This window comes from Halorhabdus utahensis DSM 12940, assembly GCF_000023945.1.
GTDB lineage: Archaea > Halobacteriota > Halobacteria > Halobacteriales > Haloarculaceae > Halorhabdus > Halorhabdus utahensis.
The window spans coordinates 2824607-2849781 of the sequence record NC_013158.1 but is presented as its reverse complement, the minus strand read 5'-3'; the positions used below and the strand labels follow the sequence as shown (position 1 = coordinate 2849781).

At 61.4% G+C, this 25175-nt stretch carries 24 protein-coding genes and 1 pseudogene; 8 read left to right on the top strand and 17 right to left on the bottom strand.

Annotated elements, in window-relative coordinates; all coding sequences use genetic code 11:
- Window position 1: 1 nt before the first annotated feature.
- The 3 genes from dinB to HUTA_RS13590 form a co-directional block, all read right to left on the bottom strand.
- Window positions 2-1255 carry a DNA polymerase IV gene (dinB, locus tag HUTA_RS13600; protein ID WP_015790499.1) on the bottom strand — a complete coding sequence of 418 codons (1254 nt, stop codon included), beginning with the start codon at window positions 1253-1255 and terminating at the stop codon, window positions 2-4.
- Window positions 1256-1566: 311 nt separating this feature from the next.
- Entirely contained in the window at window positions 1567-2109 is a 543-nt protein-coding gene (locus tag HUTA_RS13595; protein WP_015790498.1) for a CBS domain-containing protein, read from the bottom strand.
- An 86-nt stretch (window positions 2110-2195) separates the two neighbouring features.
- Entirely contained in the window at window positions 2196-2570 is a 375-nt protein-coding gene (locus HUTA_RS13590) for a DUF555 domain-containing protein (RefSeq protein ID WP_015790497.1), read from the bottom strand.
- Between the two features lie 304 nt (window positions 2571-2874).
- Between HUTA_RS13590 and HUTA_RS15690 the strand changes: the two genes are divergently transcribed.
- On the top strand, window positions 2875-3051 hold the full coding sequence (locus HUTA_RS15690; protein ID WP_015790496.1) for a hypothetical protein: 177 nt from the start codon (window positions 2875-2877) through the stop codon (window positions 3049-3051).
- A gap of 117 nt (window positions 3052-3168) precedes the next feature.
- On the opposite strand, the gene HUTA_RS13585 is transcribed toward HUTA_RS15690, so the two are convergent.
- On the bottom strand, window positions 3169-4332 hold the full coding sequence (locus tag HUTA_RS13585; RefSeq protein WP_015790495.1) for an NAD(P)/FAD-dependent oxidoreductase: 1164 nt from the start codon (window positions 4330-4332) through the stop codon (window positions 3169-3171).
- Between the two features lie 136 nt (window positions 4333-4468).
- Entirely contained in the window at window positions 4469-5002 is a 534-nt protein-coding gene (locus tag HUTA_RS13580) for an Rrf2 family transcriptional regulator (RefSeq protein ID WP_015790494.1), read from the bottom strand.
- Window positions 5003-5302: 300 nt separating this feature from the next.
- Between HUTA_RS13580 and HUTA_RS13575 the strand changes: the two genes are divergently transcribed.
- Window positions 5303-6262: an ABC transporter ATP-binding protein gene (locus HUTA_RS13575; RefSeq protein ID WP_015790493.1), complete on the top strand. Its 960-nt coding sequence runs from the start codon at window positions 5303-5305 to the stop codon at window positions 6260-6262.
- A complete protein-coding gene (locus tag HUTA_RS13570; RefSeq protein ID WP_015790492.1) occupies window positions 6259-7500 on the top strand; it encodes an ABC transporter permease in 1242 nt (413 codons plus the stop codon). Before HUTA_RS13575 ends, HUTA_RS13570 begins: the two co-directional genes overlap by 4 nt.
- 34 nt (window positions 7501-7534) lie before the next feature.
- Here HUTA_RS13570 and HUTA_RS13565 read toward each other — a convergent pair whose 3' ends face one another.
- Complete coding sequence (locus tag HUTA_RS13565) at window positions 7535-8197, bottom strand: metal-dependent hydrolase (protein WP_049941361.1); 663 nt, start codon at window positions 8195-8197, stop codon at window positions 7535-7537.
- Window positions 8198-8324: 127 nt separating this feature from the next.
- Between HUTA_RS13565 and HUTA_RS13560 the strand changes: the two genes are divergently transcribed.
- Complete coding sequence (locus HUTA_RS13560; protein ID WP_015790490.1) at window positions 8325-9035, top strand: helix-turn-helix domain-containing protein; 711 nt, start codon at window positions 8325-8327, stop codon at window positions 9033-9035.
- Between the two features lie 140 nt (window positions 9036-9175).
- Here HUTA_RS13560 and hmgB read toward each other — a convergent pair whose 3' ends face one another.
- The 6 genes and pseudogenes from hmgB to HUTA_RS13535 all read right to left on the bottom strand — a co-directional run bounded on the left by hmgB (window position 9176) and on the right by HUTA_RS13535 (window position 15728).
- Window positions 9176-10510: a hydroxymethylglutaryl-CoA synthase gene (gene hmgB / locus HUTA_RS13555; protein ID WP_015790489.1), complete on the bottom strand. Its 1335-nt coding sequence runs from the start codon at window positions 10508-10510 to the stop codon at window positions 9176-9178.
- 94 nt (window positions 10511-10604) lie between these two features.
- The gene (locus HUTA_RS13550) at window positions 10605-11051 is read right to left on the bottom strand and encodes a type IV pilin N-terminal domain-containing protein (protein WP_015790488.1); all 447 of its coding nucleotides are present in this window, start codon (window positions 11049-11051) and stop codon (window positions 10605-10607) included.
- A gap of 112 nt (window positions 11052-11163) precedes the next feature.
- Window positions 11164-11411, bottom strand: a pseudogene (locus HUTA_RS15175) (IS1595 family transposase); the annotation flags it as partial.
- A gap of 107 nt (window positions 11412-11518) precedes the next feature.
- Complete coding sequence (locus tag HUTA_RS13545; RefSeq protein WP_169304903.1) at window positions 11519-14860, bottom strand: PKD domain-containing protein; 3342 nt, start codon at window positions 14858-14860, stop codon at window positions 11519-11521.
- Window positions 14857-15438: a DUF2150 family protein gene (locus HUTA_RS13540; RefSeq protein WP_015790486.1), complete on the bottom strand. Its 582-nt coding sequence runs from the start codon at window positions 15436-15438 to the stop codon at window positions 14857-14859. The genes HUTA_RS13545 and HUTA_RS13540 overlap by 4 nt, the downstream gene beginning before the upstream one ends.
- Before the next feature lie 89 nt (window positions 15439-15527).
- Window positions 15528-15728, bottom strand: coding sequence for a dodecin (locus HUTA_RS13535; protein ID WP_015790485.1), 201 nt, complete (start codon window positions 15726-15728; stop codon window positions 15528-15530).
- Window positions 15729-15992: 264 nt separating this feature from the next.
- Here HUTA_RS13535 and HUTA_RS13530 point away from each other — a divergent pair, with 264 nt between their 5' ends.
- A complete protein-coding gene (locus HUTA_RS13530) occupies window positions 15993-16397 on the top strand; it encodes a universal stress protein (protein ID WP_015790484.1) in 405 nt (134 codons plus the stop codon).
- Window positions 16398-16441: 44 nt separating this feature from the next.
- Here the strand turns inward: HUTA_RS13530 and HUTA_RS13525 are convergent, their stop codons facing one another.
- Window positions 16442-17476 (bottom strand): mechanosensitive ion channel family protein, encoded by a 1035-nt coding sequence (locus HUTA_RS13525; RefSeq protein ID WP_015790483.1) that lies wholly within the window; start codon window positions 17474-17476, stop codon window positions 16442-16444.
- A gap of 134 nt (window positions 17477-17610) precedes the next feature.
- Here HUTA_RS13525 and HUTA_RS13520 point away from each other — a divergent pair, with 134 nt between their 5' ends.
- On the top strand, window positions 17611-18063 hold the full coding sequence (locus HUTA_RS13520) for a type IV pilin (protein ID WP_015790482.1): 453 nt from the start codon (window positions 17611-17613) through the stop codon (window positions 18061-18063).
- A 12-nt stretch (window positions 18064-18075) separates the two neighbouring features.
- Here the strand turns inward: HUTA_RS13520 and HUTA_RS13515 are convergent, their stop codons facing one another.
- The 4 genes from HUTA_RS13515 to HUTA_RS13500 all read right to left on the bottom strand — a co-directional run bounded on the left by HUTA_RS13515 (window position 18076) and on the right by HUTA_RS13500 (window position 23234).
- The gene (locus HUTA_RS13515) at window positions 18076-19536 is read right to left on the bottom strand and encodes an RtcB family protein (protein WP_015790481.1); all 1461 of its coding nucleotides are present in this window, start codon (window positions 19534-19536) and stop codon (window positions 18076-18078) included.
- A gap of 86 nt (window positions 19537-19622) precedes the next feature.
- Window positions 19623-21755 carry a catalase/peroxidase HPI gene (gene katG / locus HUTA_RS13510; protein ID WP_049941360.1) on the bottom strand — a complete coding sequence of 711 codons (2133 nt, stop codon included), beginning with the start codon at window positions 21753-21755 and terminating at the stop codon, window positions 19623-19625.
- Window positions 21756-22017: 262 nt separating this feature from the next.
- Window positions 22018-22428 carry an archease gene (locus tag HUTA_RS13505; RefSeq protein WP_015790479.1) on the bottom strand — a complete coding sequence of 137 codons (411 nt, stop codon included), beginning with the start codon at window positions 22426-22428 and terminating at the stop codon, window positions 22018-22020.
- Window positions 22425-23234: a DUF502 domain-containing protein gene (locus tag HUTA_RS13500; RefSeq protein ID WP_015790478.1), complete on the bottom strand. Its 810-nt coding sequence runs from the start codon at window positions 23232-23234 to the stop codon at window positions 22425-22427. The genes HUTA_RS13505 and HUTA_RS13500 overlap by 4 nt, the downstream gene beginning before the upstream one ends.
- A 180-nt stretch (window positions 23235-23414) precedes the next feature.
- Here HUTA_RS13500 and HUTA_RS13495 point away from each other — a divergent pair, with 180 nt between their 5' ends.
- Both HUTA_RS13495 and priS read left to right on the top strand, forming a co-directional pair.
- Complete coding sequence (locus tag HUTA_RS13495) at window positions 23415-23900, top strand: GNAT family N-acetyltransferase (RefSeq protein ID WP_015790477.1); 486 nt, start codon at window positions 23415-23417, stop codon at window positions 23898-23900.
- 108 nt (window positions 23901-24008) lie between these two features.
- Entirely contained in the window at window positions 24009-25169 is a 1161-nt protein-coding gene (priS, locus tag HUTA_RS13490; protein ID WP_015790476.1) for a DNA primase small subunit PriS, read from the top strand.
- The last annotated feature ends 6 nt before the right edge of the window (window positions 25170-25175 follow it).

Genomic DNA, 25175 nt, shown 5'->3' with positions numbered 1-25175 from the left:
CTCACCGGAAGTCCGCAAGCGTCGTCTGCCCGGAGAGCCGCTGGTTCCCGGACGGCGACCGGAAGCTGGTGGCCGTTTCGTCGTCGTGGGCCACCGTCTCCGTGTCGCCGCCAGCGTCGTCCCACTCGCCGAGACTCGCCTGGTCACCCGCCGAAAAGGAAAGTCCGGAGACGAACACGCCGACCTTCCGAACCTCGCGGTCAGCGAACGCCGAAAGGAGGTCGAGCGCGACGGAACGAACGAGGTCCGGGCGATCGACTGGCCCGGACAGCGATCGTTCGCGCGTGTGGATGTCGAAGGGCGGGGAGACGACTTTGATTCCGATGGTCCGATAGAGCGCGTCGCGGCGGTTCGCCCGGTCGGCCACTGCTTCGGCGAGCGTACGAACCTGCTCGCGGACGGTCTCCGTGTCTCCCTCCGCGGGCGCTAACGACGACTCCCGGGAGAGACTCTTCGGTCGCCCGACCGGCGTCACGTCACGGTCGTCCTCACCACGCGCGTACCGGTAAATCGCTCGTCCGCGTTCACCGAAGCGATCGGCGAGTGCCGCCGGATCGGCCGCCGCGAGGTCGCCGGCCGTCTCGATCCCCATCTCGGCGAGTTCGGTTGCTGTCTTCGGGCCGACCTCGTGGACGGCCGCGACGGGGAGGGGAGCCAGAAACGATCGGACATCACCGGGTTCGACGACCGTGAGTCCGTCAGGTTTGTCGTAATCGCTTGCGATCTTCGCGGCGCTCATCGTCGGCGCGACACCGACGCTCGCTTCGACACCGACCGTCTCGGCGATCTCGTCCTTCAGTTCAGTGGCGAAGGTCTCGACGGACTCCCAGTCGGTCCGGTCGGTCACGTCGAGATACGCCTCGTCGATGCTGACAGCACGAAGCACGTCGGCGTATTCCGCGAGGATGGATCGGACCTGCTCACTTACGTCCTCATAATACGGCATATCGACGGGCCGGTAGTAGGCGGTCGGCTCCGCGTCCGGATCGGCAGTCTCGCGCCGGGGCAGGAGTTCGAGCGCCTGTTCGATCGACTGTGCGCTCTCAACACCGTGTTCGCGTGCCTCGTAGCTCGCGGTCGCCACTGCGCCCGACGTCTCGCCCGGCTCGTATCCCATCCCGACGATTACTGGTTCGTCCCGCAGCGCGGGCTCCCGGAGCCGTTCACACGCAGCGTAAAAACAGTCCATGTCGACGTGGCACACGATCCGGTCCTCGCGTGTGGACTCGACCGGCAACCGGCCGGGCCTGGACATACACGGGGTTCGCTCCGAAGCCATACCAAGGTTCTCACACCGGCAGAGACACAGTCGGAGCTGTTGGGCAGGTGAAAACGGAAACTCCGCCGGAGAATCGGCGGAGATACTCGTCGTTTGCGCACGGTGCGTCTCCCGGACGTTCACGACGGTCGTTCCCGTCGGGAACCACCCGGCGCGGTTCCACGCTAACGTTACACATGGTAGTACTTAACGTTTTCTCCGGAAGCGATCACCCAGCGACAGCACGGACGACGTCGAAAACACCAGTACGCACGGCAGACGAACATGCCATGGAATCCGGACAAAAATCAGCTGACGTTGGCGGCGATATCGGCGTCGGTAATGATCCCGACAGTCTCACCGCTCTCGACGACCAGCACGGCGTCGTGATGGTCCAGATAGGTGTCGATTTCCTCCAGCGTCGCGTCCGGTTCGACGGTCGTGATCGACTCGTGCATCACTTCGGCGACGGGGAGTTCCCCGACGTTGTCCTCCGAACGCTGGCGGATGTCAGTGTTGCCGATGAGACCGTCCGGCCGGCCGTTGCGGATGACCGGAACCTGCGAGTAGCCTTCGCTGTCCATCAACTGTTTCGCCTCGTGGACGCTGTCGTCGGGCGCGACGCTGACGATGGGCGAGTTCATCAGATCACCGGCCCGAAGAATCCCACCTTCCGCTTCCTGGAGTGCGTTGACGATCCGCCGGAGCGTCGAGAGTCGCGGATCGACGTCGCCACCTTCGATCCTGGCGATCAACGGCTGGGAGACGTCGGCGCGGTCGGCGAGCTCACTCTGGGTGAGTCCGAGATCCGTCCGGCGCTCACGCAGGTCCGCTGGGGTCGGCAGTTCCATACCGCGTGATAACCATTGGTAATACAAAAAGCCACCGGCTCTCCCGGGTCGATGCTCGCCCGGGCCGGGCAGTCACGCGGGCCGCGTCACTCGCTCGGTTCGGTCGGTGGGTCCTCGTCTTCGGCGTACTCGATCGTCTCGACGATCTTCAGCGGGACGTCCCGCAACGCGCCACCGATCTCACTTTTGGCGATCCGCTGGGCGTGTTCGGTGCTCTCGGCGTTGAACACCTTCATTTCGAGGACGAGTCCGACCAGGGCGGTGTCGGCCGCGATGAACGCCGAGTCGAACGGTTCCGCGCAGGCGGGGCAGGTCGTGGCACCGACTTCGACTTCGACGTAGTCCATGTCCTGGTCGTTGAGGCGCTTGCCAGCCTCGCTGACGGCCACACCGATCGCGTCGTCGATGTTCTCTACATCACGTACCAGCCAGGCTGCTTCCAATGCCACGAGGTAGTTCATACTTCTATGCTACCGTCGAGCCTATTCGTGCTTTATGATTTTCTGATGGCGATCCCGACACGAGGTTCTCGACTCGGCCGTGCGCACGTCACCTCGATAATGGCCATAACTTATGAGTACGCCGCGTGGTTCCAACGAGCCTGTTATGTTTTCGGCCGATCAGTATCCTGTGTGATTGGACATAGTTCAATCCCACTTGAATCGCATGACGTAGCCGTATTGAATTATAATAATCTACGATACTATAATATATCCTTCAGCAACCTTTATATACTCGAAACGGACCACCCTGAAGAGAGGACAAATGGAAACGTACCTGTACCGCGCCGGTCTGTCAGTGCTGTACCACGTGACGCTGCTCGTCGGGATCATGCTGTTGCCAGTCGCGCTGCTCGCCCGTCAGATCGGGGTTCCGCTGCCGTACCACCGGTTCCTGGGCTCGCTGAAGAACGCGTACGATCGAGCGGCGACCGAGGCCTGAACGCCGGTAGAGACAGGAGACACCGCAGGCGGCCCACCGTCCCCAGTAAGTGAGTTTCTCAGCGGAGAGAAAAACCCAGCTCGGAGACGACGGTCCCGGTTGACGACAGCGTCAACATTACATGTTCGGCCAGGCTGAGAACGCCCGGGAGAACGAGCTGACGTCGGCGATCCATCGGGCGGCGATGACTTTCTTCAACAACTCCGCACCCAGACCATTGAACGTCTCGATTGGACTGTACAGTACGTCGGTCGCGACTGCCTCGTCACCGACGGAGACGACCGTCCCCTTGTTCTCGTAGCGCCACTCCGTCAGTGGCTGGCCGCGGATCGACCGTGCGATGTTCTCGGCGGCGACGTCGGCTGCCTGCCAGGCCGCCTGGGCGTTCGGCGGGGCCGGATCCTCGCCCGGCTGGTCGACCAGTGCCGCGTCACCGAGGGCGAAAACTCGCTCGTCGTCGGTCTGGAACGTCGTCGTGGTTTTGAGACGGTTGCTCTTGTGATCTTTCGTGACGCGGACGTCCTCCATGGCACGCTGCCCGGTGATCCCGCCGGTCCAGACGAGGACATCGTAGGCGAGGTCACGACCGTCGTCGAAGTAGACGGCGTCGTCGTCGACGCTGCTGACGAAGTTGCCCGTCTGGACATCGACCGAGCGCTTATCGAGTCGGTCACGGATCGCTGACTGGAAGGCACTGTTGGCTCCGGGGAGGACGGATTCGAGCCCTTCGACCAGAACGACGTCTATCGGTGCCGACATCTCCGCACGGTAGGCTGCTACCTCGCCGGCGACCTGGACGCCAGTCTGGCCGGCCCCGCCGACGACGACCCGAGCGGGATCGGCCATCGTTGCGTCGTCGGCTTCCGACTCGACTGCGTCGTGGATGGCGAGCGCATCGTCGAGACTTTTCAGCGTGAGTGCGTTTTCCTCGAGTCCGTCGATGCGGAAAAAGGCAGTCTGGCTGCCGATGGCAACTAACAGGTGATCGTACGCGATCGACTCGCCGTCTGCAAATCCGACCGTTCGATGTTCGACGTCGATGGTCTCGACACGACCCTCGATGAACGTCGTCGAGGGGGACTTGATCTCGTCGACCGGGATCGTCACGTGCTCTTTGACGGACGGATCACGGATGCAGCGATGGACTTCGTGGAGGACGAGATGATACGGTTGATCAGATACCCACGTGAGGTCGGCCCGATCACCGAGTTCCGACTCGAGGCGCTGGATCGCGCCCGCGCCGGCGTACCCGGAACCGAGAACGACCACCGACTCAGTCATATCCGTCGTTCAGCGAGGCCGGGATACAAACCCTTTGAAATCACGCCGCGGAAGTTGCATGCGAGCGTGTCACGTGATCAGGTCCGCCGTGGAGACCGATTCGAAGATTCGAGAAACGCTCGTGACCGAGGTGGCGTCAGTGTTCCGGCGCTTCGGCCGGGGCGACCATGTCGTCGATCGTGAGAATGAGCTTGTTGCTGGTGTCGTCTTTGCCGTCGAGCGTGCCGACGATCTGGAGTTTCGACAGCGGCGTCGGGCCGACTGTAACGCTGTCGCCTTCGTCGTAATCGGCGAGCGAGCCCTGGAGAGTGACCTCCGCGCGGCAGTTCTCGGGATGATGGACGCTCGCGAGGTTGATCTCGGCGACGTTTGCCTCCTCGATCTGTTCACCGTTGTGAAACAGCGGAACCTCCGCGGCGTGGTCCATGTCCTGGATCTGCAACGCATCGTAGGCGGTCGCAGTCGGTTTGTATCCGCCCTTCGGCCCGGGGACCCCCTCGACGAGCTGGAGCGCCTTCAGACTCTGCATCTGGTTGCGGATCGTGCCGGGATTCCGGTTGACTCGCTCGGCGATTTCCTCGCCCTTTACCGCACTTTCGGAGTCACGGTAGAGGTTGACGAGTTCCTGCAGGATGTTTTTCTGACTCGGCGTGAGTTCGATTGATGACATGACTTATTTTTCGTGATAGCCTGTATTAAATGCGGCGGTGGATGACGGCGACGTGACTTCCGGGCTTACCAGGGTAAACAGTGGCAATGCCGGATATATGCCCCTCGCGGGAAAGGGGGCACGCACCATATGTAAGGCGGAAGAAATGAATTCGGTTCGGGCTGACGGTGATCGGGACAGTCTGCTTGTTTTGCAGGCCGTCCGCCCGAAATCGTCGGTGTCGCCAGGGGCTGGCCGGACGTTTCAGATAATAGTATATTTTATCAAACGTCCCACTGAAGTGCCGGTACCAATGGATACATGAGTACCCCCCAAGATCAGGCCGAGAAAGTCATCGAAGTGATGGATCTCCGGAAGACCTACGGCGAGACGGTCGCCGTCGATGGCGTGACGTTCGACATCCGGGCCGAGGAAGTCTTCGCGCTGGTCGGCCCCAACGGGGCGGGCAAGACGACGACAGTCGAGATGCTCGAATGCCTCCGGACGCCGACGGCGGGTTCAGCGACCGTCCTCGGCCAGAACGTAACCACGGACGCCCGCTCGATCAAGGCGGATATCGGCGTCGTCCCACAGTCGTTTCACACGTTCGATCGTCTCTCAGTCCGGGAGAACGTCGCGCTCATCCGGCGGCTGTACGACGATGGGCTTGCCGTCGAGACGGTACTCGAAGAACTCGATCTCACCGAGTGGGCGGAAACACCGTTCCAGTCGCTATCTGGCGGCTTGCAGCGACGGACAGGCATGGCGATGGCCCTTGTCAGCGATCCCGCAGTCCTCTTCCTGGACGAGCCGACGACCGGTCTCGATCCCGACGCACGCCGCACGACCTGGGAACAGATCCGGGGACTCGCCGACCGCGGCACGACCGTCGTCCTCACGACCCACTACATGGAGGAGGTCGAGCGGCTGGCCGATCGCGCCGCACTGCTCCTCGACGGGACGATCGAAGCTATCGACACCGTGCCGAATCTGATCGAGCGCTACGGCGGGGCGATCAAGGTCGTCGTCAAGAGCACGGGTGAGCCTGCCGAGGACGAAGTGATTGAAACAATCCTCGAAGACGCCGCGAGTGAGGTCTATCGGACGGACACCGGCGATCTCGTCGGCCACTTCGAGGATCGCGACCACGCACAGGAGACGTACAGTCGCCTCCAGGAAGCGGGCGAGGGCCGGGCGATCGACCTCATCAGTGCCGGGATGGAGGATGTCTTCCTGCAACTGGCCGGGGCGACGCCGGACGCCGGGGGTGAGATCGAATGAAGCGAATCGCCGCGTTGCTCAATGCGCTGTTGCGCGATTGGTCGCGTTCCCGGGAGACTGTCTTCTTTGTCGTGCTGTTTCCGATCATCCTGCTGGTGATCTTCAGTACCGTCTTTGCGTCCAGTGCGCCGTCGTTCGCACTGGTCGTCCAGAACCAGGACATCGGGGCTGGGGGCGAAGCGACGAACCTCTCCTCGACCTTTGTCGAGAATCTGGCGGGGATCGAGCCCCTGGACGTTCAGCACCTCAACGCCGATCGGAACCTGACCGAATGGAGCCAGGAGAGCGACGGCGGTGGTCGTGTGCTGGTTCTCCCCGACGGCTTCGCCGAGGAGGTCCGGGCTCAGAGCGGCCGCGCTCGCATCGCGATCATCCGGGATACCGTCGCCCGGTTTCAGGATGACATGAACGAGAGCGAGCGAGCGAACATTGAGCGGGGCTTAGACCAGGCAAGCCAGCAGAACGCGACGAACGCGACCGGTGCCACACTGGCGTTTTACGCTCCACCGGACGACCAGTCGGCACCCGTCGTCCGTGGGATCCTCTCGACTGTCATCGCCGAGTTCAATCAGGAGTCACTCGGTATCGACGAACCGCCCGTCAGTCTGGATTCGGGAACGATCGGGTCGGCCGGGCTGACGTCGACCGACTACTACCTGCCGGCGTTCATCGCCACGCTGGTGTTGATCAACGGCGTGATGACGGTCCCCGGGGTGATCGCCGGGTTCAACCAGGACGGGACGCTCAAGCGGCTCGTGGCGACACCCCTGCGAAAGCGCGACTGGATCATCGCGAACATCGTCCAGCAATCGTTGCTCGCCCTCCTGCTTTCTGGGGTGATGCTGGTCGTCGCAGCGATGCTCTTCGGCGTGACCGTGATTCCCGGGCCGCTCTCGATCGCGCTCGTCTTGCTCGGGGCGATCGCGTTTTCGGCGCTCGGAATGACCCTCGGAAGCCTCCTGCCGAACCCTGACGCAGCCAGCAGTCTCGGCGGGTCGATCGCGTTCCCGATGATGTTCCTCTCGGGCGTCTTCTGGGAGATCGACATCATGCCCGAGACGTTACAGACGATCGGCCGGCTCATGCCGCTCTATCAGTTCCATCGCGGACTCCGCCAGCTCATGATCGTCGAAACCACCGAGGGCGTGTGGCCAGCGTTCGCCATGTTGGGCGGGATGGCCGTCGTCTTCGTGCTCCTCGCCATTCGGCTGACACGCTGGCAGGATTTCGGCGATTGAGATCATGCGGCTGGTCGGGTTTCGGCGACCGCGATCACTTCGCGGGATCGGTTTCAGCCAGCCGAGTTTCGACCAGCCGTATCCCGACGACAACGATACTGGTGAGCACGAGCAGCAGTTTGGTACCCGACCGTGCGATCGGGAAGACGCGATCGACGGTTGCAGGTTCCGGGCCGCGTACCGGATCGACACCGGAGCTGATGTGGACCTCCTGGGTCGAGCCGACCGCGGTTCCGCCACCGTCGGTCGCGTCCGGCGCAAGGTCGACGAACGTCTGGACGAGACCGCGTTGGGTCGAGAGTTCGAGTTTCCCGTTGAACGCGTAGAACTGATCGTGGACCGGGTAGAAAATGTTCGCCCCGGCTCCGAACAGATCCGGGCCGATCCCCGCGAAGCCGATCGCCAGGATTCCGACCCAGGCGACCCGGGGGCCGTGTCCACCGAGCCGATCGGCGAGCCAGGACGACGACCGAACGCTGGTGTCAAAATAGACCAGTGCGGCCAGCCCGACCGGGACCAACAGCGTGTGAAGCAGTGCCCGATGCCCACCCGGAACGATGAGACCACCGAAGGCATCCAGGTCGGGGATCACCACCAGCGCGAGTACGATGGCGAGGGCACGCCAGTCGAACGCATGCCCGAGCAGCGCCGCTGCGATCAGCCCAGCCAGGGCAAGGTGTACCACGGTCGAGGGCATACACATGCGACGTCCCGGATAAAGATAGGAATTGTGTCGCGACCGACGACGAAAGCGAGCACGGAATTCGTCGCCTGTCGAAGCGTACTTCGACGGGATTTATGGGGACGACCGCGCACTATCCAGTATGGACAGAGGGTCGGACCGCGACCGGCTCGCGAATCGGATCGCGGGCGAGATCGCGACGAGTGATCGGCCGGGCGAGACGATCAGCAAGTGGCGGACGGACTTCGAGATCGCCCAATCGGAACTCGCCGCCGAACTCGACGTTTCGCCATCGGTGGTTTCGGATTACGAGAGCGGACGACGGGACAATCCCGGTATCGCCGTAGTCGACCGGACAGTCACGGCGCTGCTCGCGATCGACCAGCGTCGCGGTGGTCGACACATCCGCCAGCACGCCCGGGTCATCTCGGCCGGCTTCGACAATACCATCGTTTCGGATCTCCGGGAGTTCTCGGCGGCGGTCCCGATCGACCGATATTTCGAGGCCATCGAGGCGACGAAACTCGCTGACGGCTCTCGGGAAACTGTCGTGGGCCACACAGTGATCGACAGCATCGAGGCGATCACCCGGCTCTCCAGTGAGGAGTTCTACCGTCTCTATGGCCAAAGCTCGAACCGCGCACTCGTGTTCACGAACGTCACCCGGGGTGAGTCGCCGCTGGTCGCCATGCGGGTCGTGAACCCGACGCCGAACGCCGTCGTCCTTCACGGGATCGAGTCCGAGGACGTCTGGGAGCGAGCCGCGGATCTGGCCCGCGTCGACGGGTTCGCACTGGCGGCGACGACGCTGGACCTGGATGCGATGCTCGACCGACTGGCCGAGCAGTTCTGAAGAGAAGACAGCGAGGGGATGCGGCCGCGAACACGATGGGCCAGCCACGGCCACATCCCGTTCCCGCTATCGGTCCGAAACCACGGACCAACGGAAATCGGCCGATTCTGGTCTATTGACCGAATTGGAAGCTACCTGGCCTATTCGACGTAGGTGTACTTGCGCTCGCCCATGCGCCCCCAGCCGTCGAAGACGAACTCCGCTTCGGGCGTGGTGAACGCGTCGATGTCGGTGGTCTCGTCGTAGTTGTGAACCTCGTGGATCTGCTCGTATTCGGCGAAAGTGATATCGTAGCGATCCCGGAGCTGTTCGTCGACGTTGAGCGCGGCGATCTCGTCCTCCCAGCCGGGCTGGACGGTCTCGATGTGGATCTCGGCCTGCGCACCGCTGCCGTACGAACAGACCAGCATCTCTTCGTCGTCGAGATCACGGCCGCTCTCTCTGGCTTCTTTGAGTGCCGATGCCCGCGCCAGGTGGACCGAGCCGGTGTACCAGTTGCCGACGTGCCGGGAGATACCAAGCGTTGGCTCGACCGTGCGGTCGTACCACTCGCGATAGCGATCGGTCTCGGTCAGGCTATCCGTGTACTCCGTCAGCGCGTCACGGAAGGCCTCGTCGTCCTCGAAGTCCTCCCGCCGTGGCTGCATTCCGATCTCCTCGGCGAGCTCCTCCTCGACGTCCGTCCCGCGAGAGATGTGGCGATAGCCGAGTGCCGCACCCTTCCGGACCATCCCGGGGAAGGGGATGTGGAACGGCACGACGGCGAAGTCATCCGGGTGGAGATCACGCTGGCGTTCGACGTCCGTCAGTGCTTCGCGCATCCGCGCGAGGTAGACCTGCATCGAGCGCTTGCCGTCGACGCTCGGGAACTGCTGGTTGGGTTTGAGGAAGTCCGTCTCGTCGGCGCTGCCAAAGCCCTGGACGGGATCGACCGAGACGAGACTCGGATCCTCGTCGATCAGCATGGCGACCGCGCCAGCACCCTGTGTCGCCTCGCCGGAATCTCCCCGTGCATAGAGCGCAGTGTCGGTGGCGATCACGAGTGCCGCTCGCCCGCGGTTCTTCCCGGAACCGATCCAGTTGACCGCGTCGTCGATCGCCTGGGTGCCGGCGACGCAGGCGAACTTCCGTTCACCCTTGTTCGCGTGATGGAAGTCCCCCTCGTAGACGTCTTCGAGACACCCGGCGATATACGTCGAAGCCGGCTTGGAGTGATCGAACGCGCTCTCGGTCGCCACGTCGATCCGGCCGATATCGTCAGGTTCGAGCCCCTTTCGATCCATCAGACGCTTGCCCGCGTTCGCGCCCATCGTGACGATGTCCTCGTAGACGTCCGGGAACGAACTCGAATGCAAGCCGAGGCCTTTGGTATATTTCGCCGGGTCTTCGTCCTTGGCGGGGGCGAACGTCTCCGCCAGGTCGAGTTTGAGATTCCCAGTGCGGATCTCGACAGCGTCGATGCCCACTGTAGTCATGATTCGTTCCCGGAAACGGAGAGGCCCCTTATGTTTTTGTCGACTGTGAATTCGTCAATTGTCGAAGTTCGGTGATTGGACAGGGGACAACAACTCAGCAACGCGTGTAGCCGACAGTAGTCGGCACGTCACACTCGTGATCAGCGAGAACCGTACTGGTCGGACCATGAGCGATAACGACGCGAAGCAGTTCCGAAGTCGTGAGATTGTAGCCCCAGCGTTCTCCCGGGTTGAATATACTGTCACTGTCTCCTTGCTGCTCGGTAAAGTCGGTCAGTGGGACGCGATCTGTCGAATTCGCCCGAAATGCGACCGTTACCTCATCGGCCGTGAGGCTTGTTCCGCCGTGGTGTGCGATGGAGACGTTCGTGATGGTCCCGCTCGTACCGTTGACCGATACTTTGAGGTCCGCCGTCGGTCGCTCTTGTGTATCGACGGTGGCGAGGATCGTGGTTCCGACAAGTGCCATGAGAATCACAACTACCGCAGTCAAGAGGACGATTCCGATCACGTCGGATTGGGCGCGGGCGAATCGTGACATCAATACAAACCCATTTGTGAAATTTCAGCCTTCAGTTCTCGCTCACAGTCCCTGCTGTTGGAGACCCGATAATACTATAGTGTCGCTCATAGGTAAGCGATTGTTGGTGGCGTCATAGCGCGGTATCGAGGATAGGTTTGAGTGCGTCCCCCCGGGTTTCCGGCGGTCACGTTTGCGAAACTGAAACGCTCTGAAGCAGGGTGTGAGCTTGTCTTTTGAGACTCCTCGTGCGGCGAGAGCCACGGTTAAGCCAGCGACGCGTGGTTCTTGCAGATGTCGATGTGGACATCTCCATCAACGTACCCCGTCGCCGTGGACGACGTATTCGCGGTCAAACTCCTTGTCGTTCTTAAACGGATCGTCCCCCATATTTTGGTCACTGGTCAAACAATGTCCCTGACTCTGCCAGTAAACTACTTTCTCGCGATTATTTTTCTTCACAAATATTAATATATTTTAAATAATAATTAATTAGAGAATGTGATGTCGTAGGTTTCCTGACTTCCGTCGTTTAGGTAGATGGTAAAGGTCAGTGTTGCACTTTGCATGTTCCCATCATTTCTGAACCGATCAATGTTGAATTGAATCGACTCCCCCGGATCAATCGGAACGGAGTTATTGAACGAGTACTGTTGGTTGAAGTTCATTTGTCCGGGGACATTGAGGATAGGACTTGGCGTTGATGCCTTATCGTCCTCAATCTCCGGCGTATTCTGATTGTTTGCTTCCACATACGTCGAACTATTGGAACTATTGAAGAGTATACCAGACACGGTCACGGTAGCGGATCCGTTATTGCTAAGCACGAAAGACGCTTTTCCGCTGTTTCCTGAGGTCTGGGCTTCTGCTTCCACGTTCTGTAGAATATTTGCTTGCGTGACTGAGATCGTCCGGGTCGTCGTGTTCTGAGCCCCATCATTGTCGGTCACCCGGAGCGTCACGTCGTAGGTCCCACTGCTATCGTATGTGTGGGTCGCAGTCTGACCGGTATCGTCCGTCGTCCCATCGCCAGTCCAGTCCCACTCGTACGTGCTGATATTGCCGTCAGAGTCACTCGAACTTGATCCGTCGAAGGAGATCTGCTCGCCTGGTCCAGGTGAACTCGGCGAGTACGTGAAGTTCGCGACGGGCGGGTCGTTGATCGTGATCGTAGCAGTATCGGTATCGGTCTGTCCAGCGTCGTCCGTCACCGTAAGTTCGACCGTGACAATCGTACCCCCACTTGTCGAAGTGGCGATGAATTCTGGCGACGCCGTGTTACTGTTCGAAAGACTCCCCGCAGAGGCGTTGTCCGTAATTGCCCAAGAGTAACTCGTAATCCCGGTATCGTCTGATGATGCAGTCCCATCGAGGGTCACTGAATCACTTTCGTTTACCGTGTACGGGCCACCAGCATTCGCTGCCGGCTCCGCATTATCGCGAACGGTGAACGTCGCGGTGTCGGTGTCGGTGGCACTCTCGTTATCCGTGACGGTCAGTTCGACGGTGACGGACTGGTCGCTTGTCACGTCCGACGGTGCGTTGTATGTCGCACCCGGTGTTGAGCTATCTGAGTCGGAGATCGAGCCTGGCCCGGTAGCGACAGCCCAATCGTAGGTCGAAATAGTCCCGTCCGCGTCGGAACTACTTGATCCGTCGAGACTAATACTCCCTCCCTCGTCGATGTCTGCATATGTTCCGGCTTCAGCAGTCGGTGAGATATTATCAGGGACATCCTCTACGGTGAAGGTGGCTTGATCCGTACTCGAATCGCCGTCGGCGTCAGTAACCGTGACCTCGATGGTGACAGATTGGTCGCTGCCCACGTCTGCTGGTGCGTTGTATGTCGGGGTCGGACCAGTACCTGAAATACTCCCTGGTCCACTGATAACCGTCCAAGAGTAGGTGAATGGCGTATCCAAGTCGGGATCGGAGCTTGCACTCGCATCGAGTGTTTGGCTCGATCCCTCCTCGATGTCGCTCGGCGAACCAGCATCCGCGACCGGCGGAGCGTTCTGCCACGTCACGTTGACGCGTCCCTCCATCCGGTTCGTCAGCCAGGTGATCGGAGACGCCGTCTCCAGCCGCTGAATTTCCGATAGCCACGACGGTGAGCTCAAATATGAGCCCGAATCGAGGAGATTGACGGATCCGCCATCGAGCAATTTTCGAACGGCACTATCGGACAGTGAGCCGCTGCTTTGGGAATTTGTCGTCCCAGTCGTGTTTCGGAGTGACACCGATCGACTGTTGATACTGCCGTCAGCCGCGATCTCGGCAGTGACCGCGAGGGAGTAATTGTACTGTGGAGTGGACCCGCCCCGCAGCGTGAAGGCGATATCAAGTCGGTCGTGCCCCGTACTTTCTTGCAAGATTGGTTCGGCAGCGCTGAGGTTCAGACTCCCAGTCTGATTGACATTCGTCCACTTACCGTTCGCTTGTGTGAAAAGCTCTTCAGCACTGTTCGTGGCCCCATCATACTGCGAAGCGAAATCTGAAAGTCCTCCATAGGTCGCGTCTACCGAGGCTGTTGCGTTACCACTTTCACCCTCGCCAGTCAGGTACGTTTCGAGACCGAACGACACTTCCTCGTAAGCTTGGGGTGTCCCCTCAGTAATATTGAACTGGAGGGTTGGTGATTGCTCGCCTGCCGGTGCAGTGTAGTTGAAGACTGCTTGCCCTGCGGGATTTGTGATGGTTGACGCGCTTGTTCCGCCGCTTTCGAACTGCCCGCCTCCGGACACCATAGCGTTCACTGGAAAGCCCGATACGGGATTGTTGAATCGATCACGAACTTCAAGCGTGATGAAGTGACTCGACCCATTTCTTATCGACCGACTCGGCCGATCAACTAGTGTGAGGTACTCACCGGATTCCTCACTCACTCCCGAGCCGACCCCGACTTTCGTCATCCCGAGAGTGTAGGTCTCGCTCCGGTTCAATGGGATCAGCACGCGTCGAAACGGATCCGGAACCGAGTCAGTATCGGGGGCAGTTCGGATATCGGCCGTCAGGACGTTGTCCTCGTCGTTCAACAGCGTCTGCCATCGATCGACCGAGAGTCGCGTGGTGATGTTGAGAGTGATCGGGCCGGTTCCATCGGCCACCGATATCGTCCGGTCGGAGGTGCTGATCGGCTCAGGATCGACGGTCATCGACCGGGATCCGGACCGATCGAACGAGCCGTTGAGAGTTACGATCGAGATCCGATCTCCGGAGATCAGCGACTGATCCGTCAACGACAGCGTTTGGCTCTCGAACTGGTTGTAGACCAGCGAGTTCTCGTAGATCGTCGTCGGCGGGGACCGGTACTCGTTATAATCGGGTGCGTACATGATTCCCCCCGTGTTGTACGGTCGGGCTGACCCGTTCCAGAGATCACCGGTCTCCCCGTCAGCGGTCGCATTGACGATCGTGAAATTCACTGACGGGTTCCTCGTCCCATCCGTATACAGCCGTCCGGACGGCGGTGGAGGATTCAGTGCGACCACTCGAGTGGGATAGGTCGTGCCCAGATTGACCGTAACTCCCGAACCCGGGTTCCCGCCCGCGATCCCATGAATGGCGTTGCGCAGCTCCTGGAGTTGTGATTGGACCTCAGAGTTGTGGTTGAGCTCGATCCCCGCGTTCTGGTTCGGGACGACGAACGCCTGGTACAGCGAGAACGAGATCACGAGAACAGCGAACAGCAGTACAGCACCGATTTGAATCGCTTGCGCGCGCTCGTCGCCCCAGAAGGACATTATCTCTAGGTGGGCCGGCCGCGGGTAAAAGTTTGTCTGCCGCCTCCACCGGAGCGAACTGAACGTGGCTGATCCGGCCGCGCTCACTCGTCGTCTTCTTCGACGACTTCCGGGTCGCTCATCGCCGTTTGCAGGCTGTCTAACCCGTTGACCCATTCGGCGACCAGTCCGAACTCCAGGTCGTCGACGACGTCTCTCGGGAGTTCCGCCTCGTCGGCGATGATCCGCGTCCCAGCCTGAGCGCAGTACCCCAGCGCAGCGTCCATGTTCTCCTCGGACTCCGCCTCGCTTGCCGCAGCGATGAGATCCGCGATCGGGGCCTCGGCGACGCCGCCGGCGACGTACTCCTCGGCGGCGAAAAAGACACAAACAAGCGAGGTCTGGACGCCGTCGACGACCATCAGCTTCTCCTCGTCGGCGATGTCCACCTCCTCGAGGACGATCTCGCGAACGCCCTGGAGCTCTTCGAGTGCCGCTTCGGCCTCGAGTTCGCCGTCCTCGTAGTCAGTGACGATCTTGGCGACGGCGATCGCTGTATCGTCCTGGAGGTTCAACAGGAGACGGGCCGAATCCTCCTGCTCCGGATCGATATCTTCCGATTCGATCCGCTGAATCCAGTTCTGCCACCGTTCCTCTGTGTAGTACTCCCCCGGCGGAGCGCTCATACCTCTCCGTTCGTGTCTCGGGGGATATGGCTTTCGCTAGCGATCACGTTCGAGAAACCACCACGTCGGTCGAGAGCGACCGACGTCGCTCAGTCCTGAAGTTCAAATGCCACAGTCACTTCGGCCTGGTACTCGCGATCGTCTGCGGTCGCTACTTCGACGCCCAGTTCGTCGACCTCGATCCACTGGACGTTCTCTAAGGTGTCCTGTGCTCGATCGATCGCATCGTCTGTGGCCGCATCGAAGCCGTCCGGACTCGTTCCCACGAGGGTAACTTTCTTGAATACCATGTTGCTCTGTTGGTGTTGCGGGGACGTTGCCTCTCCGGGAAGCACGCACCCGTACAGTAGCCCAACGACCCCCCTCCCTGTAATTGTTGCCCGGCACTCTGCCGACGGTGCTGGGAGATCGTGCCATACAACGATCACGGTTCAGAGATGCCATACAACGATCACGGTTCAGTGCGTGGATGAGATGACAGGAAACCACGCATCGAGCCGAGAGACGTCCCGATACGAAACGTTGACGCGTCCCGGAGACCGAGTAGACTCCAGATGACAACGGTGATGGTTCCGGTCAGGTTTCCATTGAGCGAACACTCGCGAGCGACGCTTGCGAGGGCAATCGACGTCGCCGACGAGGAGGACGCGGATCTGACGATCTTGCACGTCAATCTGTATCAACATAACGGTCACGTCACGCGGGCGGATCTCAAGTCCGCGGTCGAGTCCGAGTTCGGTCAGCTGCCACGGACGCGATATGCGATCCGGACCGGGCTGCTCGTCGAGGAGACCATCCTCGAAGAAGTCGCTGCCGAAGGGGCTGACGTGGTCGTGATCGGGAAGAAACAGGTGGGGCGTTGGCGACGGATGGTCCGCCGACTGATCGATGATCCCGACGTCTCGACGTACCTGAGCAACGAACTCGACTGTCGAATCGTCACCGCCTCGGTCGATTAGCCAATCAACGTACTTCGACCGAACTGCAAACGCCTGCACAGTAATCACTCAGCGCGGTCACGATGTTCGTACTGTTCGTCGTCGACAACCGCGTCCCTAGATGGGGACTGTCTTCCCGGTGACTCCGAGACCCCTTCGTCGTGACTGACCCGCAACTGGCCACTCGTATCATCAAACACCAGATGCGAGTGGGGATAGGCGATCTCGACATCCAGATCATCGATCGCCTCCCAGATCGCGGTCTGTATTTGTGACCGGATCGCCTGCATTCGATAAGGCACCTCGATCCAGTACCGAAGGGTCAGTCGGATTCCGTGATCGCCGAACTCGCCGATATGACACACTGGGCTCGCCGGATACCGTGCGGCTCCGACCCGGATGTCCGGGCCGCCGCCGATGACACCGTCGACCGACCGGGCAGCCTGGATGAACCGGTCGCGAGCGGTTTCGAGATCCCCCTCGTAGGTAACGACGACGTCGATAGACTCCCGGACCCGGCTGTCTTCCGCGGAGTAGTTGATGACGTCACGTTCGCGAATCGTGCCGTTCGGGATGACCAGAAACGTATTGTCGAGTGTGAATATCTTGGTATATCGAAGGGTGATGTCCTCGACGAATCCACGCTGGCCCGTGTCGGCGAGTTCAACCATGTCGCCGATCTCGTAGGGCTGGTCAGCCAGCAGGAAGATCCCGCTGATGACACTGCCAACGATCGGCGCGAGGATGACACCGATCACCGCCGAAAACACGGTCACTGAGAGCGCGATATCTCCAAGCTCTAATCCGAAGATACGCAGAATTACCAGCAGTGCAAGGCCAAACACACCCGCGCGAATCCCACGGATGAACGCCCGAGTGAGACTGGGGCGGCGAAACCGGCGAGCGATGCGCCGACCGAGCAATCCGATCAGGAATCGGCTAGCGGCCCAGGCAAGTCCGAGGACAATGACGACGGAAACCACGTCGAGGGTCCAGTCGGGGATCCACGCGGGGACCCACTCCAATGCCTGGACCGGATTGGCGGCCTCGGTGGTCGTGGCTCCAAGCACGTCGATCCACCCGACGGCCACCGGTTGCATGCGAAAATCGACACCCCGATAGCTGAAAAGGGTTGTGTTGACGGGTACTGGAATCGAGAGCAAGGGGCACTGGCATCTATCTGGCAAGCAGGGCGAACAGTCTTTTTATCGCCACGGGTACAAGGGAACCTGTGATGGAACCGGCCACTGCGACGGGTTGGGACGAACGCGGGATCTCGGAGATGACTGCGGTCGTCACGCTCGTCGGCATCGCGTTCATTCTCGTGGCCGGAGTGGGGATCAGTGCGTTCCTGTTTGTGGGCGATACATCCGGGCCACCCCAGGCCAACTTCACGTACACGTTCAACGAACAGGGTGGCTTTCTCATCATCGAGCACGATCGTGGAGACGAATTCAGGAGCGGTGATCTCTATATCGCGGGTTCAAACAACAACGTCACGTGGGCTGCACTGGCCGAATCAAACGAATCGGCCCTGGTGACGCCGGGCGATACGGTCCCGGTCAGTGAACAAAATGCCTACGGGGACCGGATCCGCTCGAGCAGCCGCCTCGAGATCATCTACCACAACGCCACACTGAACCAATCGACCGTCCTCTCACGCTGGAACGGTGACACGGGCATCTAGGCCGGGCAGCGATCACCCTTTGATATTACAGACCGGAAACGTCCGGGCGACCCGATCGCCGATCCCGAGTTCGTCGGAGATGCGCACGACCTCGTCGACGTCCTTGTAGACGCCCGGGGCCTCCTCGGCGACGGTCGCGCCGCTCTCGGCTTTGACGTAGATCTGCTCCTGATCGCGGAGGTCGTCCTGGACATCCTCGCCCCAGTAGGTGTTCTTGGCTTCCGTCCGGGACATGAGCCGGCCCGCGCCGTGGGCCGTCGAACCGAACGTCTCCGCCATCGAATGCTCGCCGCCACGGAGGACGTAACTCCCGGCCCCCATGCTCCCGGGGATGATGACCGGCTGGCCGACGTCGCGGTAGGCGGCCGGGATTTCCGGGTGACCGGCGGGAAACGCGCGCGTCGCGCCCTTCCGGTGGACGAAGAGTTCGCGATCCTGGCCCTCAATGGTATGGGTCTCCTTCTTGGCGATGTTGTGGGCAACGTCGTACAACAGTTCCATCTCCATATCGCGCCAGTCGCGGTCGAAGACGTCGGCAAAGACCTCCCGGGTTCGGTGCATGATCAACTGGCGGTTGACCCACGCGAAGTTGATCGCGGCGTTCATCGCCCCGTAGTACGCCTCGGCGAGATGGCTCCCGGCGGGCGCGGCCGCGAGTTCCTTGTCCGGCAACTGCTCTAGGAGTCCCTGATGGGCCTGCTCGATATCCCGAAGGTAGTCGGTACAGACCTGGTGGCCCAGGCCGCGTGAGCCACAGTGAATCAGGACGACGATCTGGTCTTCGCTGAGACCGAAAGATTCGGCGACGTCCTCGCGATAGACGTCCGTGACGCGCTGGACTTCGAGGAAGTGATTCCCGCTGCCCAGACTCCCGAGTTGCTGGCGGCCCCTGTCCTTTGCTTTCTTCGAGACTGCGTCGGGGTCTGCCCCCGGCCGGACCCCCTCGTCCTCGCAGTGGGCGAGATCGTCTTCGACGGCGTAGCCCTCGTCGAGCGCCCACTCGACGCCGCGTGTGAGGACTTCCTCCAGTGTGTCGACGTCGGTCTGGACGACACCACCGCCGCCCAACCCCGACGGGATCGCCTCGAACAGCGCGTCGACGAGTTGCTCTTCGCGACCCTGAATGTCGCTGTACGTAAGGTTAGTTTTCAACATCCTTACGCCGCAATTAATATCGTAACCAACCGCTCCAGGCGATATAACGCCGGTTTCGGCGTCGATGCCGGCGACGCCGCCGACCGGGAACCCATACCCCTGGTGGGCGTCGGGCATCGCCAGGGCGTACTGCTGGATCCCGGGGAGGTGGGTAGTGTTCTTGAGTTGCTGCAAGGAGAGATCGTCGCTGATCTCGTCGAGGAGTTCCTCGCTGGCGAGGACCCGCGCGGGAACGCGCATGTCGCCTTCCTGTGGCATCTCCCAGACGTACTCCCGTACCTTCTCCAGGGTGAACTCACCGGCGTCGTAGGTAGTCATACACGTGGGTACAACCTGTGGCAGCAAGTAAGGTTCGAAGCGGGAGACGGCGTCGGATCGACAGAAACGCGGCGGCGAGACGGCCGTTATTCGAGATCGAAGCGGTCAAGCTGCATGACCTTGCTCCAGGTGTCGACGAAGTCCGAGACGAACTGCTCCTCGCCGTCCTCGGCGGCGTACGCCTGCGAGACGGCACGAAGTCGGGCGTTCGACCCGAAAATGAGATCGACACGCGAGCCTGTCCACTCGACCGCACCCGTCTCGCGGTCACGGATCTCGTAGACGTTCTCGTCGTCGGTCCCTTCCCACTCGTAGTCCATGTCGAGGACGTTCACGAAGAAGTCATTCGTGAGCGTGCCGGGCTGATCGGTGAAAACGCCCTTCTCGGTGTCGCCGTAGGTCGCGCCCAACTGGCGCATGCCGCCGAGGAGGACCGTCATCTCGGGGACGGTCAGGTTCAACAACTCGGCGTTGTCCACCAGGATCTCTTCGGGCTTGCGGTCGGCCTCTTCGCCGACGTAATTGCGGAAGCCGTCGGCTTCGGGCTTCAGCGCCTCGAAGGACTCGACGTCAGTCTGTTCGGGCTCGGCGTCGGTTCGGCCGGGCTCGAAGGGCACCGTCACGTCGTAGCCGGCGTCCGCAGCGGCCTCCTCGATGGCCGCGTTCCCACCGAGGACGATCAGGTCCGCGAGCGAGACACGGACGTCGTCGGACCGGGAGTCGTTGAACTCGGCCTGGATGTCCTCGTACGTCGAGAGGACCGTCTCCAGCTCGTCGGGCTCGTTGACCGCCCAGCTCTTCTGGGGTTCCAGTCGGATCCGAGCACCGTTGGCACCGCCCCGCTTGTCGCTGTCGCGGTACGTCGAGGCAGCGGCCCAGGCGGTCTTGACCAGCTGGGAGCGGGAGAGATCCGAGTCGAGGATCGTCCCCTTGAGATCCGCGACCTCGCTGTCGCCGACCAGATCGTAGTCGGCGTCCGGCAGGGGATCCTGCCAGATCATGGTCTCGTCGGGTACTTCCGGACCGAGGAAACGCTCGGGCGGACCCATGTCGCGGTGGATCAGCTTGTACCACGCCTTCGCGAAGTTGATCCCGAACTCCATCATGTTGTCCTGGTAGCGTTCGAGGATCTCCCGGTAATCCGGATCGCGCTTCAGCGCGATGTCGGTCGTGAGCATCATCACGTCCTCCTTGTCGTCGGGGTCCTCGACGCCGGGGGCGGACTCGTCGAGTTCGCCGTTCTGGGTGGTCCACTGCCACGCGCCGCCGGGGCCCTTCTCGGGCCACCACTGGTACTCGAGAAGGTTGTCGATGTAGCCCATGTCCCACTCGGTCGGCGTGGTGTTCCAGGGCCCCTCGATTCCGCTGGTGATAGTGTCCGCGCCCTTGCCCGAGCCGTACTCATTGTCCCAGCCGAGGCCCTGTTCCTCGATTGGGGCATCCGCGGGCTCGGGACCGAGGTGGTCACCGGAGTCGGCACCGTGGACTTTCCCGAACGTGTGGCCGCCGGCGATGAGCGCGACCGTCTCCTCGTCGTTCATCGCCATCCGGCTGAAGGACTCCCGGATGTTCTCCGCCGAGGCTTCCGGGGCCGGTTCGCCGTCCGGGCCTTCCGGGTTCACGTAGATGAGGCCCATGACGGTCGCGCCGAGGGGGTTCTCGAGTTCGCCGTCCTCGAAGCGTTCGGAGGACTCCATCTCCATTTCCGGCCCCCAGTCGACCGACTCGTCGGGGGCGAAGTCGTCCTCGCGGCCGCCGGCGAAGCCGAACGTCTCGAAGCCCATCGACTCCATGGCGACGTTGCCGGCCAGAACGATCAGGTCAGCCCACGAGAGCTTCCGGCCGTACTTTTGCTTGATCGGCCAGAGCAGTCGCCGTGCCTTATCCAGGTTCGCGTTGTCCGGCCAGCTGTCAAGCGGCGGGAACCGCTGTCTGCCGCCCGCGGCCCCACCACGGCCGTCCGTGGTGCGGTACGTGCCGGCACTGTGCCAGGCCATCCGGATGAAGAGGGGACCATAATGGCCGTAATCGGCCGGCCACCAGTCCTTCGAATCGGTCATCAGCTCTTCGAGATCTTCCTTGACCGCTTCGAGATCGAGTTCTTCGAACGCTTCGGCGTAGTCGTAGTCCGCGTCATACGGACTGACGTCGCGAGCGTTCTGGTCGAGAATTGTCAGATCCAACTGGTTTGGCCACCAGTCTTGAGTACTCCTTCGCATCATCAGATGAACGGGCCTGGCGCACATTAATTTTGGCTTTGGCGAGGTTGTCTTCGCCGAGCCCAAAGAAATACACGCTGTTTAATAATCCTCGCCATCGGTTGGCTCTTCCCCCGTCCGGGAGAAGTGCCGCCGAAAATTCCGCCGTCCTCGTCGTCTCTCTGTCGGTGCTGGAACTGATGCGGGATGGATTTCGACGGCGACCGGTCTCATGTCGACAAGTCGTCGATCAACAACGGACAGCCGGCATGCATCGCTCCGATCAGACATCGAAGACGACGTAGGCGTGCCAGCCGTCGTCAGTTGCTTCGAGAGCCATCTCGGAATACGTGACGGCCTTGACCTCGCGGGCGGTGATGGCGTCAAGTGGGACGCCCCGAGCGCTGGCTTCGACTGACCACTCCTCGCCGGTGTGGTCGACCGTCGCCCGGTTGTCGACCGGAAGGACGCCCCGAACGTCGCGCTCGTAGATGAGTTCGTCCAGATAATCGAACAGGACGGACTCCCGACTCTCAGCAGTGACGGACAGCTCGAATCGGTCGCCGTTCGAGGGGACGTCTTCACACATCGCCGCGGCCAGGCCGTCGGCTGTCGCGCCAAACACGTCACCGATAGTTTCGCCCGTGGACTCGACTGCCACGTCCGCCGTGTGATCCCGCAGGTCGAAGCTCACGGCTGGTCCTCTTGGCCGTCGTCGGTCCGGGACGGTTCCGCTCCAGGTGCTTCGTCCTCAGCCGTCGTCCCCGAGAGCCACTCGGTCCCGACGATCCCGTCCGGCAGGCTGTCCGGGTACTCGATTGACTCCACATCGGCGGTCGCGGTATCACCGACGGCGACGCCGCTAGTCATGATCGCCTTGAGCCCCTCCTCGACGCTCATATCGACATCGATACATCGATCCGGTGTGACGTGGAGGACGTATCCACCCATGAGCGGGTTCGGAGCCAGCGGGACGTAGATCGTCAACATCCCTTCGTGGCCAGTGTCCTGTTGGATCTGGTCGGGCGTCTCGGCCGTCACGAACCCCGTGGCGTAGGACCCTTCCGTCGGAAACTCCACGAGTTTGATCTCCTGAAAGCTCTCCGTGTCGGCGTCCAGTACCAGTTCGCTCATCTCGTTGAACGTCTGATAGACGCTGCCGATACCCGGGATGGTCCCCATCGCGCGGTCGAATCGACGTTCGACCGCCTTGGCACCCGAATATGACTCGGCGATCCATCCGACGATCACCAGAAACACCAGCACCACCACGACAGAGATGATCTGGAGCAGTATCTCCGGGGTATCGCCGCTGAGACCGAGCACACGTTGGAGCGACCCCGTCAGCGGCTGGAGCGTCCCGAAGATGAATCCCCAGATGAAGCTCACCACCAATACAGTGATCAAAAGCGGCACCGTCAGCGTCAATCCAGTCACCAGCGACTGTTTCAGCCGCTCGCGGACGTCTGTCCCATGCGGCGGCTGGATTCGCTCAGACATACGAAAACACTCTGTTGCAGTGATTGAAAGCGTTGTGGCTGCAGATCGAGTGTCCCAGTGCCGCCCGGATGACCGGATCGGGTCCCCGCTCCGGCAGTTGCCAGCCGGCCCGACTGAGTGCGGCCGCTCGTGCCCAAATCCCCTTAAAAGTTAAATGGATCAAGATCATACTGTACAGCAGTGAGCGTCACCGTCGAAGCGACACGGGTCGAACGCGGCGACGACGAGTTCGTCGACGCCGCGTGGAATCTCAAAGAACACATCAGGGCCGAGGAAGGGATTCTGCGACAACGACGCCGGTTCTTCGAGAACGCCTACCGGCGCTCGACGGTCTACGTCTACTACGACCGGGGACACAATTCGGAGTTGATCGGGTTCGCTGCCGTTCGACGAGACGGGTACATTCTCTTTCTGGCGGTCGATCCGACCTATCGTGACGAAGGATTCGGCAAGCGTCTCATCGCTCGGACAGCCGAGGATCACCAATCAGTCTCCTGTCACGCACGGACGACCAATCAGTCCGCCATGCAGTTCTATCGCCACATCGGCTTCGAGATCAAACGACGGATCGACAACTACTACGAGGACGGTGGCGACGCCTACTACCTCACGCTCGGGGACGACGACGGCATCATCGATCGGTTGCAGGGTCTTCTCACTCGCTGAAGCGAACGCAGATCCCACACTGACGACTCCCAGCACCTGCTGTCGTTCCCTGTCGGGGACTTTGGCCGACCGACAATCATTTTCGTCCCCTCCGCGAACCCGGGAGCGATGGAGGAGCGAACTCGCGCGTATCTTCGGGGCCGGTTCGGCGACTACTATCGACGGACCGAACCGCTACCGCCGCCGGACGCCCACGAACGCGAATGGGGCTACATCCCCTGGACCGACAGCCCCGGCGAAACGATGGTTCGCCACCAGTCGCTGCTGGATATGGGCGACCTCGAATCGTTCCTCGCCAGGGAACGACCACGGCACGTCTACTTCTCGGCCGGCCGGTACACGGACCCCGGCGCCGGGTCGATGAGCGCCAAGGACTGGCGCGGCTCGGACGTCGTCTTCGATCTGGACGCCGACCACCTGCCGTCGGTCGATCCCACCCAGGCCACCTACGCCGAGATGCTCGCTGCCTGCAAGGATGCACTCTTTCGCCTGCTTGACTTTCTGGAGAACGACTTCGGGTTCGAGGACCTGACGATCGTGTTCTCGGGCGGTCGCGGTTATCACGTTCACGTTCGCGACGACGGGATTCAACAGCTCGAACGCGAAGCCAGACGCGAGATTGTCGATTACGTACGCGGGATCGGACTCGATCTGGACGGGCTCGTGACGACCGAGATGCGCGGGAATGTGACCGCGCGCACACTCCGAACCGAGGGGGGATGGGGCAAGCGCGTCCACGAGGCACTGCTTGCCTTCGTCGACGAAGTCGAAGCACTCCCTGAGGAACAGGCCATGACCAGACTCCAGGACCTGGAGGGGATCGGCGAGGGGCGGGCGAAGACAATCCGTGGCGCGATCGAGGAAAACCGCGAGGCGATCGAAGACGGAAACATGGAGGCGGGCGGGCCGGGGATCCGCAAGCTCGTCGAGGCGATCACCGGGGACGTCATCGAGGGGCAAAACGCACCGATCGACGAACCGGTCACGACCGACACGAACCGACTCATCCGACTGCCGGGCAGCCTTCACGGCGGGAGTGGCCTTGCCGTCCGGAAGCTGTCCCGGGACGAACTTGCGGAGTTCGATCCGCTCGTCGATGCCGTCCCGGAGACGTTTGTCGGCCACGAGATCACCGTCGAAGTGACAGCTCCTGGAACCGTTGAACTCGGTGGCGATAGCTTTACACTCCCGGAGGGAGTTACTTCCGTTCCGGAGTACCTCGGCGTGTTCCTCATGAGTCGTGGACGCGCCGAGAAGGGCCAAGAGTGAGGGAGA

Excerpts from the sequence above, each read along its gene's own strand:
- dinB (WP_015790499.1), bottom strand. The coding sequence starts at position 1,255 with ATGTCCAGGCCCGGCCGGTTGCCGGTCGAGTCCACACGCGAGGACCGG.
- HUTA_RS13595 (WP_015790498.1), bottom strand. The coding sequence starts at position 2,109 with ATGGAACTGCCGACCCCAGCGGACCTGCGTGAGCGCCGGACGGATCTC.
- HUTA_RS13590 (WP_015790497.1), bottom strand. The coding sequence starts at position 2,570 with ATGAACTACCTCGTGGCATTGGAAGCAGCCTGGCTGGTACGTGATGTA.
- HUTA_RS15690 (WP_015790496.1), top strand. The coding sequence starts at position 2,875 with ATGGAAACGTACCTGTACCGCGCCGGTCTGTCAGTGCTGTACCACGTG.
- HUTA_RS13585 (WP_015790495.1), bottom strand. The coding sequence starts at position 4,332 with ATGACTGAGTCGGTGGTCGTTCTCGGTTCCGGGTACGCCGGCGCGGGC.
- HUTA_RS13580 (WP_015790494.1), bottom strand. The coding sequence starts at position 5,002 with ATGTCATCAATCGAACTCACGCCGAGTCAGAAAAACATCCTGCAGGAA.
- HUTA_RS13575 (WP_015790493.1), top strand. The coding sequence starts at position 5,303 with ATGAGTACCCCCCAAGATCAGGCCGAGAAAGTCATCGAAGTGATGGAT.
- HUTA_RS13570 (WP_015790492.1), top strand. The coding sequence starts at position 6,259 with ATGAAGCGAATCGCCGCGTTGCTCAATGCGCTGTTGCGCGATTGGTCG.
- HUTA_RS13565 (WP_049941361.1), bottom strand. The coding sequence starts at position 8,197 with ATGCCCTCGACCGTGGTACACCTTGCCCTGGCTGGGCTGATCGCAGCG.
- HUTA_RS13560 (WP_015790490.1), top strand. The coding sequence starts at position 8,325 with ATGGACAGAGGGTCGGACCGCGACCGGCTCGCGAATCGGATCGCGGGC.
- hmgB (WP_015790489.1), bottom strand. The coding sequence starts at position 10,510 with ATGACTACAGTGGGCATCGACGCTGTCGAGATCCGCACTGGGAATCTC.
- HUTA_RS13550 (WP_015790488.1), bottom strand. The coding sequence starts at position 11,051 with ATGTCACGATTCGCCCGCGCCCAATCCGACGTGATCGGAATCGTCCTC.
- HUTA_RS13540 (WP_015790486.1), bottom strand. The coding sequence starts at position 15,438 with ATGAGCGCTCCGCCGGGGGAGTACTACACAGAGGAACGGTGGCAGAAC.
- HUTA_RS13535 (WP_015790485.1), bottom strand. The coding sequence starts at position 15,728 with ATGGTATTCAAGAAAGTTACCCTCGTGGGAACGAGTCCGGACGGCTTC.
- HUTA_RS13530 (WP_015790484.1), top strand. The coding sequence starts at position 15,993 with ATGACAACGGTGATGGTTCCGGTCAGGTTTCCATTGAGCGAACACTCG.
- HUTA_RS13525 (WP_015790483.1), bottom strand. The coding sequence starts at position 17,476 with ATGCAACCGGTGGCCGTCGGGTGGATCGACGTGCTTGGAGCCACGACC.
- HUTA_RS13520 (WP_015790482.1), top strand. The coding sequence starts at position 17,611 with ATGGAACCGGCCACTGCGACGGGTTGGGACGAACGCGGGATCTCGGAG.
- HUTA_RS13515 (WP_015790481.1), bottom strand. The coding sequence starts at position 19,536 with ATGACTACCTACGACGCCGGTGAGTTCACCCTGGAGAAGGTACGGGAG.
- katG (WP_049941360.1), bottom strand. The coding sequence starts at position 21,755 with ATGCGAAGGAGTACTCAAGACTGGTGGCCAAACCAGTTGGATCTGACA.
- HUTA_RS13500 (WP_015790478.1), bottom strand. The coding sequence starts at position 23,234 with ATGTCTGAGCGAATCCAGCCGCCGCATGGGACAGACGTCCGCGAGCGG.
- priS (WP_015790476.1), top strand. The coding sequence starts at position 24,009 with ATGGAGGAGCGAACTCGCGCGTATCTTCGGGGCCGGTTCGGCGACTAC.